At 65.2% G+C, this 16117-nt stretch carries 16 protein-coding genes; 7 read left to right on the top strand and 9 right to left on the bottom strand.

The features are described 5' to 3' along the window. The first annotated feature begins 97 nt into the window (after positions 1-97). Both tkt and gap read left to right on the top strand, forming a co-directional pair. Positions 98-2179, top strand: coding sequence for a transketolase (gene tkt / locus C8C93_RS21725; RefSeq protein WP_121508273.1), 2082 nt, complete (start codon positions 98-100; stop codon positions 2177-2179). A gap of 88 nt (positions 2180-2267) precedes the next feature. After that, positions 2268-3266, top strand: a complete 999-nt coding sequence (gene gap / locus C8C93_RS21720; protein ID WP_121421498.1) for a type I glyceraldehyde-3-phosphate dehydrogenase — start codon at positions 2268-2270, stop codon at positions 3264-3266. Between the two features lie 212 nt (positions 3267-3478). On the opposite strand, the gene C8C93_RS21715 is transcribed toward gap, so the two are convergent. Then, on the bottom strand, positions 3479-4627 hold the full coding sequence (locus C8C93_RS21715) for a mechanosensitive ion channel family protein (RefSeq protein WP_121508272.1): 1149 nt from the start codon (positions 4625-4627) through the stop codon (positions 3479-3481). A gap of 373 nt (positions 4628-5000) precedes the next feature. On the opposite strand from C8C93_RS21715, the gene C8C93_RS21710 reads away from it, so the two are divergent. Then, entirely contained in the window at positions 5001-5378 is a 378-nt protein-coding gene (locus C8C93_RS21710; protein WP_055398468.1) for a DUF4398 domain-containing protein, read from the top strand. A gap of 107 nt (positions 5379-5485) precedes the next feature. Then, complete coding sequence (locus tag C8C93_RS21705) at positions 5486-6406, top strand: OmpA family protein (RefSeq protein WP_121508931.1); 921 nt, start codon at positions 5486-5488, stop codon at positions 6404-6406. Positions 6407-6501: 95 nt separating this feature from the next. Here the strand turns inward: C8C93_RS21705 and C8C93_RS21700 are convergent, their stop codons facing one another. The 3 genes from C8C93_RS21700 to C8C93_RS21690 all read right to left on the bottom strand — a co-directional run bounded on the left by C8C93_RS21700 (position 6502) and on the right by C8C93_RS21690 (position 9081). Beyond that, complete coding sequence (locus C8C93_RS21700; RefSeq protein WP_121508271.1) at positions 6502-7521, bottom strand: aldo/keto reductase; 1020 nt, start codon at positions 7519-7521, stop codon at positions 6502-6504. A 59-nt stretch (positions 7522-7580) separates the two neighbouring features. After that, the gene (locus tag C8C93_RS21695) at positions 7581-8189 is read right to left on the bottom strand and encodes a YdeI family protein (RefSeq protein ID WP_121508270.1); all 609 of its coding nucleotides are present in this window, start codon (positions 8187-8189) and stop codon (positions 7581-7583) included. 64 nt (positions 8190-8253) lie between these two features. Beyond that, positions 8254-9081 carry a sigma-70 family RNA polymerase sigma factor gene (locus C8C93_RS21690; protein ID WP_121508269.1) on the bottom strand — a complete coding sequence of 276 codons (828 nt, stop codon included), beginning with the start codon at positions 9079-9081 and terminating at the stop codon, positions 8254-8256. A 159-nt stretch (positions 9082-9240) separates the two neighbouring features. Between C8C93_RS21690 and C8C93_RS21685 the strand changes: the two genes are divergently transcribed. The 3 genes from C8C93_RS21685 (at position 9241) to C8C93_RS21675 (ending at position 11703) form a co-directional block, all read left to right on the top strand. Then, complete coding sequence (locus C8C93_RS21685; protein WP_121508268.1) at positions 9241-9594, top strand: FlxA-like family protein; 354 nt, start codon at positions 9241-9243, stop codon at positions 9592-9594. 124 nt (positions 9595-9718) lie between these two features. Continuing rightward, the gene (locus tag C8C93_RS21680; protein ID WP_121508267.1) at positions 9719-11035 is read left to right on the top strand and encodes a flavin-dependent oxidoreductase; all 1317 of its coding nucleotides are present in this window, start codon (positions 9719-9721) and stop codon (positions 11033-11035) included. Between the two features lie 68 nt (positions 11036-11103). Further along, positions 11104-11703 carry an ATP-dependent Clp protease proteolytic subunit gene (locus C8C93_RS21675; RefSeq protein WP_121508266.1) on the top strand — a complete coding sequence of 200 codons (600 nt, stop codon included), beginning with the start codon at positions 11104-11106 and terminating at the stop codon, positions 11701-11703. 79 nt (positions 11704-11782) lie between these two features. Here the strand turns inward: C8C93_RS21675 and C8C93_RS21670 are convergent, their stop codons facing one another. Genes C8C93_RS21670 through C8C93_RS21650 form a run of 5 tightly spaced genes read right to left on the bottom strand, consistent with a single transcriptional unit; the run spans position 11783 to position 16035 of the window. Next, entirely contained in the window at positions 11783-12736 is a 954-nt protein-coding gene (locus C8C93_RS21670; RefSeq protein ID WP_121508265.1) for a Gfo/Idh/MocA family oxidoreductase, read from the bottom strand. A gap of 13 nt (positions 12737-12749) precedes the next feature. Further along, positions 12750-13616, bottom strand: a complete 867-nt coding sequence (locus C8C93_RS21665) for a class III extradiol dioxygenase subunit beta (RefSeq protein WP_121508264.1) — start codon at positions 13614-13616, stop codon at positions 12750-12752. A 2-nt stretch (positions 13617-13618) separates the two neighbouring features. After that, positions 13619-14059 (bottom strand): protocatechuate 4,5-dioxygenase subunit alpha, encoded by a 441-nt coding sequence (gene ligA, locus C8C93_RS21660; RefSeq protein ID WP_055398479.1) that lies wholly within the window; start codon positions 14057-14059, stop codon positions 13619-13621. A 4-nt stretch (positions 14060-14063) separates the two neighbouring features. Beyond that, the gene (locus tag C8C93_RS21655) at positions 14064-14993 is read right to left on the bottom strand and encodes an amidohydrolase family protein (protein WP_121508263.1); all 930 of its coding nucleotides are present in this window, start codon (positions 14991-14993) and stop codon (positions 14064-14066) included. A gap of 34 nt (positions 14994-15027) precedes the next feature. Further along, complete coding sequence (locus tag C8C93_RS21650) at positions 15028-16035, bottom strand: tripartite tricarboxylate transporter substrate binding protein (protein ID WP_121421511.1); 1008 nt, start codon at positions 16033-16035, stop codon at positions 15028-15030. Positions 16036-16117 lie beyond the last annotated feature (82 nt).

Below are 16117 nucleotides of genomic sequence, written 5' to 3'. Positions count from 1 at the left end.
GGGCTTCCGGCTTGCAGCCTGCGAATTCAGGTGGGCGAAAGCCGCCCCGGTAAAATGCCGGGTTTCCCCCGAATCACCCACCCTGAACCCTCCCCCCATGGCCAACACCCAGCAATCCCAACAGATGGCAAATGCGATCCGCGCATTGGCCATGGACGCCGTTCAACAAGCCAACTCCGGCCACCCCGGCGCCCCCATGGGCATGGCCGACATGGCCGTGGCGCTGTGGAGCCGCCACCTCAAGCACAACCCTACCAACCCCCAGTGGTTTGACCGCGACCGGTTTGTGCTGTCCAACGGCCACGGCTCGATGCTGCTGTACGCGCTGCTGCACCTCACGGGCTACGACCTGCCGATTGGCGAGCTGAAGAACTTCCGCCAGCTGCACAGCAAGACGCCCGGCCACCCCGAAGTGGGCTACACCGCTGGCGTCGAGACCACCACCGGCCCCCTGGGCCAGGGCATCACCAATGCCGTGGGCTTTGCGCTGGCCGAAAAGCTGCTGGCCGCCGAGTTCAACCGCGAAGGCCATGCCGTGGTGGACCACCACACCTACGCCTTCCTGGGCGACGGCTGCCTGATGGAAGGTATCAGCCACGAAGCCGTGTCTCTGGCAGGCGCCTGGAAGCTCAACAAGCTGATCGCCCTGTACGACGACAACGGCATCAGCATCGATGGCCAGGTCGCTCCCTGGTTTGCCGACAACACCCCCCTGCGTTTTGTGGCCAGCGGCTGGAACGTGATCGGCCCCATCGACGGCCACGATGCTGACAAGGTGGCCGCAGCCATCGAAGAAGCCAAGAAGCAGACCGAGCGCCCCACCCTGATCGTGTGCAAGACGCACATCGGCAAGGGCAGCCCCAACCGCGCCAACACCGCCAAGGCCCACGGCGAACCGCTCGGCGCCGAAGAAATCGCGCTGACCCGCGAAGCCCTGGGCTGGGCCAGCGAACCCTTCGTGATCCCCGAAGACGTGTACGCCAGCTGGGACTGCAAGGCCAACGGCCAAGCTTTTGAGGCCGCCTGGAACGAGCGTTTTACCGCCTACACCGCCGCCTTCCCCGAGCTGGCTGCCGAGCTGACGCGCCGCATGAACGGCGACCTGCCCGCCAACTTTGCCCAGGTGGCCGTGGACACCGTGGTGGCCGCCCATACCAAGGGCGAAACCGTGGCCAGCCGCAAGGCCAGCCAGCTGGCGCTGGAAGCCTTCACCGCAGCCCTGCCCGAACTGCTGGGTGGCAGCGCCGACCTGACCGGCTCCAACCTCACCAACACCAAGAGCACGCCCAACCTGCGCTTTGACATGCAGGGCAACGTGGTCAAGACCGAAGCCGCGAATGGCGACAAGGTCGGTGGCCGCCACATCAACTACGGTGTGCGCGAATTCGGCATGGCCGCCATCATGAACGGCGTGGCGTTGCACGGTGGCTTCATCCCCTACGGCGGCACCTTCCTCACGTTCAGCGACTACAGCCGCAACGCCATCCGCATGGCCGCGCTGATGAAGCAGCGCGTGATCCACGTGTTCACGCACGACTCCATTGGTCTCGGTGAAGACGGCCCCACGCACCAGTCCATCGAGCACGTGGCCAGCCTGCGCCTGATTCCCAACCTCGACGTCTGGCGCCCCGGTGACACGGCCGAAACCGCCGTGGCCTGGAGCGTGGCCCTCTCCAACCGCAACAAGCCCACCGTGCTGGCCCTGTCGCGCCAGAACCTCCCCTACGCGCCCAAGCGCGACCTGGGCGACATCTCGCGCGGCGCCTATGTGCTGTCAGAACCCTCCGACGTGGGCATCAAGAAGAAGCCCGTGGCCGTGATCATTGCCACCGGGTCTGAAGTGCAGCTGGCCCTGAAGGCCCAGCGCCTGCTGGCCGACAAGAAGATCGGCGTGCGCGTGGTCTCCATGCCCAGCACCACCACCTTCGACCGCGAAGACGCCAAGTACAAGAGCAGCGTGCTGCCCGCCGGCGTGCCCCGCGTGGCCGTGGAAATGGGCGTGACCGACGGCTGGTGGAAATACGGCTGCGCCGCCGTGGTGGGCATCGACACCTACGGTGAATCGGCCCCCGCGCCTGTGCTGTTCAAGCACTTCGGTTTCACCGAAGAAAACGTGGCCGATGCGGTGCTGGTCGCCATCGGCGCGGCCCGCCTGAAGCCCGCCAAGAAGGCCCGCTAAAACTTCTCCTGCCCGCTGTGCCCCGCTGCCAGCGGGCGCGCGGCGGCAGATTCCCGATTTCGACTTTGCAACTTTGAAGAGGCTCCCTATGACGATCAAGATTGGTATCAACGGCTTCGGCCGCATCGGCCGCAACGTGCTGCGCTCGGCCATCCAGAACTTCAGCGACATCGAAGTCGTGGGCATCAACGACCTGCTGGAGCCCGAGTACCTCGCGTACATGCTGCAGTACGACTCGGTGCATGGCCGCTTCAAGGGCGAAGTCTCGGTCGAGGGCAACACCCTGGTCGTCAACGGCAAGAAGATCCGCCTGACGCAAGAGCGCGACCCCGCCAACCTGAAGTGGAACGAAGTCGGCGCCGACGTGGTGATCGAATCCACCGGCCTGTTCCTGGACAAGGTCACCGCGCAGAAGCACCTGGACGCTGGTGCCAAGAAGGTCATCCTGTCGGCCCCCTCCAAGGACGACACCCCCATGTTCGTGTTCGGCGTGAACCACGACACCTACGCGGGCCAAGCCATCATCTCCAACGCATCGTGCACCACCAACTGCCTGGCTCCCGTGGCCAAGGTGCTGAACGACAAGTGGGGCATCAAGCGCGGCCTGATGACCACCGTGCACGCCGCCACCGCCACGCAAAAGACCGTGGACGGCCCTTCGAACAAGGACTGGCGCGGCGGCCGTGGCATTCTGGAAAACATCATTCCCTCCAGCACTGGCGCTGCCAAGGCCGTGGGCGTGGTGATCCCTGCGCTGAACAAGAAGCTGACCGGCATGTCCTTCCGCGTACCCACCTCCGACGTGTCGGTGGTGGACCTGACGGTGGAACTGGACAAGGCTGCCACCTACGATGAAATCAAGGCCGAGATGAAGGCCCAGTCCGAAGGCGCCCTGAAGGGCGTTCTGGGCTACACCGAAGACAAGGTGGTGGCCACCGACTTCCGTGGCGACACCCGCACCTCGATCTTTGATGCCGACGCTGGCATTGCCCTGGACGGCACCTTCGTGAAGGTCGTGAGCTGGTACGACAACGAATGGGGCTACTCGAACAAGTGCCTGGAAATGGTGCGCGTGGTATCCAAGTAAGTACGACTTGCGCAAAAGGGGATCAGGCGCCATGCTTGTCCCCAGAACGCAACGGCGGACTCAGGCCTGTTTGCGCAGGTCTTGAAAAGTTTTCCCTTTGAAGATGAAGAAGCGCTAGTAGCAACTACCCTGTTCAAGCCGGTCGCCTGCCAAGGCCACCGGCTTTTTTTTTGCCCGCCCTCCGCGCATAGCAGGTACGGAGCACCTGGCATTCAACGGTCACCACCCCCAAGAGCTGCCGCTGCTGAGGCCGCCACAGCCAGCGGCGCAGGCCCCGGCACCTGCCCTGGAGCACTTGCGATGTGCACCGTGCGGGTGGGGAAAGCAAACTCCACGCCCATGGCCTTGAACTCGCGCAGCAGCCCGAGGTTGATGGACTGCTGCAGGTCCATGTACACGTTGAAGGCCGGGTCTTCGACGATATAGACCACCTCGTAGTCGAGCGAACTGGCGCCAAACGCCTTGAAATGCGCGCGGTCAAAACGCAGCTGCGGCTGGGCTTCGATGAGCTTGCGCACCACACCCGGAATGGCCTCAGCCTGCTCGGGGGTGGTGTCATAGGCCACGCCAAACGTGAACACGATGCGCCGCCGCTCCAGCATGCGAAAGTTGCTGATGGTCTGCTTGAGCAGGTCGGTGTTGGACATCACGATCTGCTCGCCCTGCAGGCTGCGGATGCGTGTGGTCTTGAGACCAATCACCTGCACCGTGCCCGACACATTGCCCACCACGATGAAGTCGCCCACCTCAAACGGCTTGTCCACCGCGATGGCGAGCGAGGCAAACAGGTCTCCCAAGATGTTTTGCACCGCCAGCGCCACCGCAATGCCGCCCACGCCCAGGCTGGCGATGAAGGCCGTGATGTTCACGCCCACATTCGACAAGATGGCCAGCAGCACCACGCTCCACAACAGCGTGCGCAGCCCCCAGGACATCAGCGTGGCCGAGGCACTGACCTGCGTCATGCCACTGGACGAGTGCCGCTCCACATAGCGGCGCACACCAATGCCAATGGCACGCATGCCCCACAGGCCCATCTGCAGCGCCACGGCCACAAACCACAGCTGGCTCAGGCGGCTCTCCCAGCGGCCGGGCAGGTCCAGCAGGCTCGCGCCCACGAGCAGAGCCACCACCAGCATCAGCGTGCGGCTGGTGCCTTCCAGCACATCCACCATGGTCTGCGCCATGCCGCTGTGCGACTGCGTGGCCCACACCTTGGCGCGGCGGGTCAGCAGGTGCAGCACCACAAGGATGGCTGCATAGGTGGCCGTGGTGGCTGCCAGGGCCACGCACAGGCTCCACAACGGCACGCCGGCAAAGGTGGTCTCCTGGACCCAGGTCATAAAGGTGGATGGCTGCATGCGGGGACTCTCCTCTTCGTGGTGCAGTGACGGGATGGGGCGCGCGGGGGCGGGGCTGATACACGGGGTCACCCGTGACCTCGGCCATGCAGGGCGCTTCAGCCCCGCAATGGAGCGCTGAGGTGCGCAACGTCCTTGATCGAGACCCCGTGGAAGTCAGAGTTCCGCAGTTGATCAGACAACGGCCAATGCGCCGCTGGTCTGCCCCGTTTGCAAGTGTTCGTAAGACATGCCCCACAGCAATACAGAGGCAGGGCCTACGCCCCGGTGCCGCGCGGGCCCCAACAATGCATCAACACCAGAACACCGCTGGCTGCCCGCCCGAAATCTCGGTGCGGCACATCCCACAACCTCCACAGGAGTCCACCACACCATGCATTCATCCGCACTGATCCGCACCGCCACAGCGGCACTCGCACTGGGCGCACTGGCCGCCTGTTCCTCCACCCCCGCACCCACCGAGCAAATGGCCGTGAGCCGCACCACCGTGAACCGCGTTGCGGCTGCCCCGGCTGTGGCCACCAGCGCCCCCGTGCAGTTGCAACAAGCGCGCGAGAAGCTCATGCAGGCCGAAAAAGCCATGGCTGAAAAGGACTATGTGGCCGCGCGCCGCCTGGCCGCTGAGGCCGAGGTAGATGCCCGCGTGGCCGAAACCCGCGCCGACGCCGCCAGCAATGCCGCCAACCTGACGCAAGTGCAAGACGGCATCCGAGCGCTGCAAGAAGAAATCAACCGCCGATCGCCGCGCTAGGCCAGCGCCAGACGTTGAAGCCCTAGCGCCCAACCTGGCTTCGACTCACGCCCAACACCGTTGAGGCCCCGCGATTGACCTCCCCCCATTTCAAGGAACACCTGACCATGCATCGCTTTTTTCACCGAACCACCGCCCTGTGCACCAGCCTGATTGCCGTAGGCCTTTTGGCCGCCTGCGCCAGCACCACCCCATCGCCCGCGCTGGAAGAGGCCCGTACCGCAGTGAGCACCGCTGCAGGAGACCCGGCCGTCAACCAGTACGCGCAGCTCGAACTGAAGCAAGCCACCGACGCACTCGCCAAGGCCGACCGCGTGTGGGCCGATGACCGCGACACGTCCGAGACCAACCACTTGGCATACATCGCCCGCCAACGCGCCGAGATCGCCACCAACGCGGCCCGCGCGCGCCAGCTCGATGCCAACATCCAGCAAGCGGGCAGCGAAGCCGACCGCATCCGCCTGCAGGCCCGCACCCAAGAGGCTGACGCAGCCCGCCTGCGCGCCCAGCAAGCCCAACAACAGGCGATGAGCGCCGAGCAACGTGCAGCCCAACAGCAGGCCCAGGCCACGGCCGCCATGGCCCAGGCCAACGCCGCACAAGACCGTGTGCGCGCCCTCGAAGCACAACTGCGCGACCTCGAGGCCCAGCAAACCGAACGCGGCCTGCTGGTCACTCTGGGCGATGTGCTGTTTGCCTTCAACAAGGCCGAGCTCTCCGCCCAGGCCGGCCCGCGCCTGGACAAGCTGGCAAACTTCCTCAAACAGTTCCCGGACCGCAAACTGCTGATCGAGGGCTACACCGACAGCGTGGGTAGCGACAGCTACAACCAGGACCTGTCAGACCGCCGCGCCCAAGCCGTGCGCGACGCGCTGGTGCAGCGCGGCGTGGACACCAGCCGCATCACCGCACGCGGCTACGGCAAGGCCCACCCCGTGGCCGACAACGCATCGCCCGAAGGCCGTGCGATGAATCGCCGCGTGGAGATCGTGATCGCCGATGACAAGGGCAACCTGCGCGGGAGATAGAGTACACCCCCCTGAGGCGCTGCGCGGCGGCCGCTGGCTTGAGCCACGCCGGTTTCTGCGGCCTATATCAATAAACGCTTCAAAGACCGCGCCGCTTACGCCGCGCGGTCTTCAAACGTTTCGGTATCCACTTCGCGCGCGCTCTGGGCGTTGTAGCGATTGCCCACCACCGTGCGCTCATTGATCAGCGCGCCCAGACGCTCCATGGTGGCAGCATCCAGTCGCACGTTCACGGCACCCAGGTCGTCGTGCAGATGCTCCACGTTCGTGGTTCCTGGGATGGGGATGATGTGCTCACCTTGGTGCAGCAGCCACGCCAGGGCCAGCTGGGCGGGCGTGCAGCCCACATCGAGTGCAATCGCCTGGTAGCCATCGAGCAGCTTCAGGTTGGCCGCATACGCCTCGGGTGCAAAACGCGGCATGGCACGGCGAATGTCCTTGGCGTCCAGCGTGCTCACATCGGTCAAGCCGCCACACAAGAAACCCCGTGCCACCGGGCTGAACGCCACAAAGGCCACGCCCAATTCTCGGCAGGCGTCCAGCACGGCAATCTCGGGGTTGCGCGTCCACAGCGAATACTCGGTCTGCATCGCCGTGATCGGGAACTCGGCATGCGCGCGGCGCAGCGTGGCAGCAGACACCTCGGAGAGACCCACAGTGCGAATGTGCCCCCGCCGCACCAGCTCGCCCAGTGCGCCCACGCTTTCCTCAATCGGCACGCTCTTGTCCCAGCGGTGCAGGTAATACAGGTCGATCACATCGGTCTGCAGGCGGCGCAGGCTGTCTTCGCAGGTCTTTCGCAGCGTATCGGGCCGCCCGTCGATCACGCGCACCAGCTTGCCGTCACCCGCCACATCCACGCCCTGCATGCCGCATTTGCTTGCCAGCGTGAAGCGGCTGCGGTGCTGCTTCAACACACGGCCCACCAGGTTTTCGTTGGCTCCAAAGCCATAGAGCGTGGCCGTGTCGAACAGCGTCACGCCCGCATCAAGTGCAGCCAGCAGCACGCGCTCGCCCTGCTCGGCAGACACCGGCGCGCCATAGGCGTGCGACAGGTTCATGCAGCCCAGGCCGATGGCCGAGACGGAGAAAGGTCCAAGGTTTCTTTGTTGCATGCCGCGAGCTTACGGCAAGCGCAGCAACCCAGCGGGTGGCTCGGGCTTGGGTGCGGGGCCTAAGATTTTGCGGCCGATGGCCGCTTGGCCCACAGCTCAATGCGCTCACCCGCAGCGCAGGCGGCCACCAACTCCGCAAACCGTGCCTCGCGGGTCGCATCGCGCTTGGCGGATGCGACCCAGTGCAGCATGCTCTTGCGATAGCTGGGTGGCGTGGACTCCTGAAAGAACCGCCACGCGGCCTTGTTGCGCTGGAAGGCGCGCTGCAGCGACGCCGGCAGCTCGACCACTGCCGCCTGCTCGTGGGAATAGATGGCCGACTTGTGCGCCTTGCGGTGGGCAAAGGCCGCGAGCCCCGCGGGCGTCATGCGGCCCGCCGCCTGCAACTGCTCCACCTTGGCGATGTTGACAGCGCTCCAGATGGACGACGGCTTGCGCGGGGTGAAGCGGATCGAATACGTGTGCTCGTCAATGCGCCGCCGGATGCCATCGATCCAGCCAAAGCACAGGGCTTCGTCCACCGACTCCGACCAGCCCATGCTGGGGCGGCCCGAACCCACCTTGTGAAAGCCCACCAGCAACTCCGGCGCGCTGTCTGCATGGCGCTCCAGCCACTGGCGGAACGCCTTCGGGGTGGCAAAGACGGTGGGGGAGGTCTGGGAGGCCATGGTGCTGCGAACGTCTTTTTGTGAAGGCGGGCGGCTGGCAATTGCTGTTGTGCGGGTGCGTCGGCTAGGCCACCACGCCTTCGTGCGCCAGCTCGGCGCATGGCCCCAGGGGCAACACGCACAGTGCCACGCCGTCGAGCGTGAGCACCAAACCCAGTTGCCCGCCTACCTGCACCACACCACCCGCCTTGGCCCGTGGGCGTCGGGCTTGGTGCTGCAACGGGAGCACGGCATGCACCGCACCATGTATGGCCAATGCACTGACCGGCGGCTGGCGCAGCAGGGCCCACAGGCCCTGTGCGTCCCGCGATTGCAGCGACTGCAGGTACAGGCGCAGCACCGCAGGGTCGGCGTCCTTGGATTCATCGCGCCCATCACCACGGCGGGCCTCCTCTTCGGCCCGCCGCAGGCGTTGCAACGCGCGGCGCAATTGCTGGCGGCTGGCCGCTTCCGTCCGGCCGGTAGCCTGCGCCAGCTCGGCGTGGCTGGCATCGAACGCCGCATGCAGCAGCACCGCAGCCCCCTCCAGGGGCGTCACACACGCCGCCAGCCGCCGCAGCGCGAGCGTGGCTTGCTGCGCCAGCGCGGCATCGGCCTCTGCCGAAGGCGCGACCGAAACGAGGGCATCCCCTTGCGCTGCCTGGATGGTCTCTGCCGCCCACTGCGCCATCCACTGACGGCGACGCAGTCGATCAATGGCCAGGTTGCGCACTACCGTCAGCAGCCACGCCTGGGCCGCATTGAGCGCTGGGGCGTTGGCCTCCAGCGCACGCACATAGGCGTCCTGCACGGCGTCCTCGGCCTCGGCCGGGCCCAGCAGGCGCGTAGCGGCACGCAGCAAGGTGCTGCGGCTGGCGTTCACCAGCGCCATCAGGTGTTCATCGTTCTGCATCGGGGCATGGTGCCACAGGCTGACGCAGGCCCCACATCGGCAGACAATGGCTCGCAGGCTGTTGTCACTACCTCCATCGCATGGATTGGCGGCGTTCAACAGACCGCAGCGCGAGGGGGCGGCCGGTCAACTTTCCCGGCGCCTTGCCGATAACCAGGGATGCAAATTGCCAGCACCACCTCCACCACCGGCCCGGTCTCTTCGTCCAATGGCAGCAGCGACATCGCCAAGCTGCAAAAGCAGCTGCGCGAGTTGACCGAGCAGCTCAAGGGCGTGGCGAGCTCCGACATGGATGCCAAGGCCAAGCAACAGAAGGCCAAGTTGCTGCAGGCCCAGATCCAGATGGTGCAAGCCCAGATCACGGCGATACAGCGTGCGCAACAGCAAGAGCAGCAACGGGCCCAGGCAGCGAAGGCCGAAGGCGCTGCGGCCAGTGCCGCGCAGCAGCAGAAGGCCCCATCGGCAAAGAATCCACCTGTTGGGCTGGGCAACAACGTCGATACCTACGCCTGACAAGAATAACTTTCTGACGGGGCGCTCCCAGCCTGCAAGACCCCACACCCGGCATGCACCAGCGCCGCATTCGCCTGCGGCGTCCGCGACAAGCTCCGCCCGCCATTGCATGGACAATCTCGGCATGTCTGGCGCATCTTCTACTTCACACCCCTCTTCCGTCCGTCCCGTGCTGATCGCCGGTGGCGGCATCGGTGGCATGGCCACGGCCCTCACCCTGCACCAGATCGGCGTGCCCTGCATCGTCTTTGAATCGGTGCCCGAGCTGCAACCGCTGGGCGTGGGCATCAACCTGCAGCCCAATGCCGTGCGAGAGCTGCACGACCTGGGGTTTGGCAACGACATGCTGGACACCATTGGCCTGCAGGCGCGCGAATGGGCCCTGGTGGGCCGCAACGGGAACGAGGTGTACGCCGAGCCACGCGGGCTGGAGGCGGGCTACCACTGGCCGCAGTATTCGGTGCACCGGGGGCAGCTGCAGATGATGCTGTTCAACGCCGTGCGAGAACGCCTGGGCGACGACGCCGTGCAGCTGGGGCAGCGGGTGGCGGGCTACCGGCAGGATGCGAATGGTGTCACCGCCATCGTCGAGACACGCGACGGAGAGAAGCGTGAAGTGACGGGATCGCTGCTGATTGCGGCCGATGGCCTGCACTCGGCCGTGCGGGCGCAGATGCACCCCACGCAGCCGCCCATCCAGTGGGGCGGTGCCATCATGTGGCGCGGCACCACGCCGGGGGTACCTGTGCGAACGGGCGCTTCGTTTGTGGGCGTGGGCTCGCTGCGGCACCGTGTGGTGTTCTACCCCATCACACCGCCCGACCCGGCCACAGGGCTGGCCACCATCAACTGGATCGCCGAGATCACGGTGGACAACCAGGGCGGCTGGCAGCAAGGCGACTGGAACCGGCGCGTGGCGCTGGAGGAATTCGCTCACCACTTTGATGGCTGGAACTACAGCTGGCTCGACGTGCCCGCCATGCTGCGCGGCGCCAAGGACATTTTTGAGTACCCCATGATCGACCGCGACCCCGTGCCCACCTGGGTAGACGGCCGCGTGGCGCTGCTGGGCGACGCGGCGCATGTGATGTACCCCGTGGGCTCCAACGGTGCCAGCCAGGCCATCGTGGATGCGCGCGTGCTGGGCGCGCAGTTCATCGCGCATGGCGTGGGCCCGCAGGCGCTGCGTGCCTATGACGACCAGCTGTGCAAGGACATCTCGGCGCTGGTGCTGCGCAACCGGGGCTCCGGCCCCTTTGGCCTGTTGGGGCTGGTGGACGAGCGCTGCGGCGGGGTGTTCGACCACATCGACGACGTGCTGCCGCGCGAGGAGCGCGAGGGCTTCATGGCCCGCTACAAGGCGGCGGCGGGGTTTGCGATAGAGACGCTGAATGCGGCGCCGCCCACCATTGCGCCGGGGCAGCGCGTGGCCGCAGGCTGAGGGGTGTCACGCCCGGCGTGTCTCGTTCGTCATGGCAGTCCTGTCACTCTTTTCAAGGACCTGCCCCCATGGACACGCCAGACACCAACACCCCACCTGCCACCCCAGGCTCCGAGCCACGCACGTCGTACCTGGAAGAAAAGGCCTTCAAGGCCCGCACCCTGCTGGTCTTCGGCACCATCACCGACACCCTGGCCGCCGATGTGGCGCGGCGGCTGATTGCGCTGGATGCCGAGAGCGCCGAGCCCATCGACATGCTGGTGAGCTCGCCCGGCGGGCACCTGGAGTCGGGCGACACGATTCACGACCTGGTGCGCTTCATCAGCGCGCCGGTCAACATGATCGGCACGGGCTGGGTGGGCAGCGCCGCCACCCACCTGTACCTGGCCGCGCCGCGCGAGCGGCGGTTCGGCCTACCCAACACACGTTTTCTGATCCACCAGCCCAGCGGTGGCGCAGGCGGTCCGGCCAGTGACATTGCCATCCAGGCGCGCGAGATGGTGAAAGCACGTGAGCGTATCGCGGGCACCATTGCCCGCCAGACCGGCAAGCCGCTGGAAGTGGTGCTGGCAGACATCGAGCGCGACCGCTGGATGTCTGCCGAGGAGGCGGTGGATTACGGCCTGGTCTCGCGCATCATCGAACACAAGACGGCATTGAAGGGGTGACGCCGCAGGCCCCATACACTATCAAATGCATAGCTGCTAGCGCTTGATGGACAGGCGCCAGCAGCCATTTGGCTTGAAATCAGCCTGCGTTGAGCTGCAGCTCCAGGTTGTGCAGCACCTGGTAGCAAGGCAGCACCTGCGCCACGCTGGCGTTGGGCTCGCGGCCTTCCTGGATGGCGGCGAAGAACTCGCGGTCCTGCAGCTCGATGCCGTTCATGCTCACATCGACCTTGCTCACGTCGATCTTCTCTTCCTTGCCGTTCACCAGGTCGTCGTAGCGGGCGATGTAGGTGGCCGTGTCGCCGATGTAGCGGAAGAAGGTGCCCAGCGGGCCGTCGTTGTTGAACGAGAGCGACAGCGTGCAGATGGCGCCGTTGGCAGCCTGGAGCTGGATGCTCATGTCCATGGCAATGCCCAGGTCCTTGTGGATGGGGCCCTGGATGGCGTTGGCCTTCACGATGGGGCTGCCGGCCTGGTAGGCGAACAGGTCCACGGTGTGGGCAGCGTGGTGCCACAGCAGGTGGTCCGTCCAGCTGCGGGGCTGGCCCAGGGCGTTCATGTTGGTACGGCGGAAGAAGTAGGTCTGCACATCCATCTGCTGGATGTTGAACTCGCCGGCCGTGATCTTCTTGTGCACGTACTGGTGGCTGGGGTTGAAGCGGCGGGTGTGGCCACACATGGCCACCAGGCCGATCTGCTTTTGCAGGGCAACAACCTTCTCACCATCGGCCAGGATGTCGCACAGCGGAATCTCGACCTGCACGTGTTTGCCCGCTTCCAGGCAGGCAATGGACTGGCTGGCGTGCATTTGCGTGGGTGTGCACAAAATGACGGCGTCCACCTCCTTGATGGCCAGGCTGTCGGCCAGGTCAGTGGTGACATGCTTGATGCCGTACTTGTCGGCCACTTCCTGGGTCTTGGCGAGGTCGCGGCTGATGAGGGAGACGACTTCGACGCCGTCAATATTCTTGATGCCGTCCAGGTGCTTGATGCCGAAGGCGCCGGCGCCTGCGAGTGCGACTTTGATGGTCATGGTGTGTGTCCTTTTACGTGTTCTCAAGAATCAAGTGGCCCACGGCGGTGTTGGACGCGGGCACATGGTAGAAGCGGTGCGCCAGCTTCGGCGGCTTGCCACCGGCCACGTCGGCCATCGCGCCACGCGCGATGAGCCACATCACCAGCTCGATGCCCTCGCTGCCCGCTTCACGCACGTAGTCGATGTGCGGAATGCTGGCGGCGGCCTCGGGGTCATTGATGAGCTTGTCGAGGAAGGCGTTGTCAAACTCTTTGTTGATGAGGCCTGCGCGCGGCCCCTGCAGCTGGTGGCTCATGCCACCCGTGCCCCAGATGTGCACGTTCAGGTCTTCGTCATAGCTCTCCACGGCCTTGCGGATGGCCTGGCCCAGGTTGTAGCAGCGGCGGCCGCTGGGCACGGGGTACTGCACCACGTTGACGGCGAACGGGATCACCGGGCAGGGCCAGGCGCCCTTCACGGGGTCTTGTTCGCCAAACATCAGCGACAGGGGCACGGTCAAGCCGTGGTCCACGGCCATCTTGTTGACGATGGTGAGGTCAAAGTCCTGCTGGATGACCGACTGTGCAATGTGTGCGGCGAGGTCGGGGTGGCCGACCACTTTGGGCACGGGGCGCGGGCCAAAGCCCTCGTCGGCCACTTCGTAATCGGCTGCGGTGCCGATGGCGAACGTGGGGATCAGGTCCAGGCTGAAGGCCGTGGCGTGGTCGTTGTAGACCAGGAAGATCACGTCGGGCTTGTGGTCCTTGATCCATTGCTTGCCAAAGTCATAGCCCGCGAACACGGGCTTCCAGTAGTCCTCGTGGGTCTTGCCCAGGTCCATAGCCGCGCCAATGGCTGGCACATGCGATGTGAACACGGAGGCGGTGATTTTGGCCATCGTCAAATTCCTTTCTTGCCCGCGCTGCCTTGCGGCTGGCGGTGGGCCTGAGCGTCGCCATCTTCGCCCACGTAGCGGTTGCCTTCGGCGCTGCGGCCGCCGTTGATCATCATGTTGCGGTATTCCTCTTCGGTCATGCCGGTCATGCTGCCCGCCATCTGCTGAAAGCTCTTGCCGTCGGTGGAGCCGATCTTGGCCAGGAAGTAGATGTTGCCGCCCAGGCGAATGCACCAGTTCAGGTCGCGCGCCAGCACGGCCTGCTTCTGCTCTTCGGTCATCGCCCATTCGTCCAGGTAGGCGCGTTCGTTGGCCTTGAAGCGGACGCGGTTCTCGGCCTTCATCAGGCTCATGCAGAACTGGTTGAGCCAGTAGCCTTTGCGGCTTTGCTCCGCATCAAAGATGGTCGTGCCGGGCACGTCGAGGTAGGGTTTATCGAGAGACATGGTGTCAGTCCTCCACGGTGACTTCTTCGGGCCAGTACAGGCGCATGGGGTTGTCCACCAGCAGCTTCTTTTGCAACTCCGGTGTCGTTGCGATGTGCGGGATGAAGTCCACCAGCAGGCCATCATCGGGCATGTGGTCCTTGAGGTTGGGGTGGGGCCAGTCGGTGCCCCAGAGCACACGGTCGGGGAACTCTTCCACCACGCGGCGGGCGAAGGGGATCACGTCGGTGTAGGCGTTCTGCTCGCCATTCAGGGCCTTGGGGCCGGTCACAGAGAGGCGCTCGGGGCAGCTCACCTTGCTCCACACATTGGGGTGCTGGCGCATGAACTTCAGGAACAGCTCGAACTCCGGTCCATCCACGGGCTTGCTCACATCGGGGCGGCCCATGTGGTCCACCACCACGGTGGTGGGCAGGGCGGTGAAGAAGTCCCACAGCTCGGGCAGGTCCACCGCCTCGAAGTAGATCACCACATGCCAGCCCAGTTGGTGGATGCGCGCGGCAATCTCCATCAGCTCGTCCTTGGGCGTGAAGTCCACCAGGCGCTTGACGAAGTTGAAGCGCACGCCGCGCACACCGGCGTCGTGCATGGCATGCAGTTCTTCGTCAGTGACCGAGCGCTTGACGGTGGCCACGCCACGCGCTTTGCCGCCCGAGTGCACCAGTGCATCCACCATCGCGCGGTTGTCCGCGCCGTGGCAGGTGGCCTGCACCACCACGTTGCGCGCAAAACTCAGGTGGTCGCGCAGCGCGTAAAGCTGGTGCTTGCTGGCATCGCAGGGCGTGTACTTGCGCTCGGGGGCGTAGGGGAACTCGGCCCCGGGGCCGAACACGTGGCAATGCGCGTCCACCGCACCGGCAGGCACCTGGAACCGGGGTTTGCTCGGACCCGCGTACCAGTCGAGCCAGCCAGGGGTTTTTGTGAATTCGCTCATGCGCGTACTCCTTGGTTTCTTGCAGGCTCGCAGATCAATCGAGCGACACGTTGGCCTTGCGGATCACGTCGCCAAAACGCTGGCTCTCGTCCTTGACGAACTGGTTGAACTGCGCGCGTGTGGTGGGGAACTGCTCGTAGCCAAAGGTCTTGAACTTCTCGGCCACTTCGGGGCCGGTCAGGGCCTGTTCGATGTCTTTGCGGATCTTGTCGGCCACGGCGGCGGGCAGGCCGGGTGGCACGGCAATGGCATTCCAGCCCGTGACGGCAAAGTCCTTGGGGCCACCCGATTCGGCCACGGTGGGCACGTCGGGGAACTCGGCCGAGCGCTGGGGTCCGGCAAACGCGAGCAGGCGCAGCTTGCCAGCGCGGTACAGCGGGCCTGCGGTGGCGGCGCTACCCAGTGCAAAGTCGATCTCGCCGGTGGAGACCGAGGTGTAGAGCTGCGTGGTCTCCTTGAAGATCACGTGCTCCATCTGCGTGCCGGTGGCCGATTCGAACAGCTCCGAGCCCAGGTGCACCGGGTTGCCCACCGACCAGCTGCCGTAGTTGAGCTTGCCAGGTCGCGCCTTGGCGTCGGCCACGATATCGGCCACGGTCTTGTACTTGCTGCCCGTGCCCACGGTGAAGAAGAAGTGCGTCTTGAACAGCGGGAGCAGCGTGTCGAAGTCCTTGGCGGGGTCGTAGGGCAGCTTCTTGAACAGGCTGGGGTAAGCGGCCAGGTGCACGTTGTCCAGGATGAGCAGGTCGTGACCATCCTTGGCGCCGCGTTTCCAGGCGTCGATGGCGATGAAGCCGTTGCCGCCGGGGCGGTTTTCCACGATCACGCCCGTGCCCCAGGTGCGCGAGAGCTTGTCGGCCACCAGGCGGGCCACGCCGTCGGGGCCGCCGCCCACGGGGAAGGGGCTGATGATGCGCACCTGCTTGGTGGGGAACTGCTGCGCGGCAGCGAATTGCGGCGCCAAAGCTGCGGCCGCGGCCACGCCCAATGCCAGGGACAACGTGCGGCGGAGACGGAAAGAGGGAGACACAGAGAACGTCATGGAATACAGAACAGAAGAAAAACGATAGCTATAAAATTAATAGCTACTAGCGCTTATTGAATAAGCGCTAGAGGCCAAAAAG

Origin of the sequence: Acidovorax sp. 93 (assembly GCF_003633835.1) — a bacterium.
Taxonomy (GTDB): Bacteria; Pseudomonadota; Gammaproteobacteria; order Burkholderiales; family Burkholderiaceae_C; genus Acidovorax; species Acidovorax facilis.
Note: the sequence above shows the minus strand (reverse complement) of the source record. Positions and strands in the feature narration are given on the sequence as shown.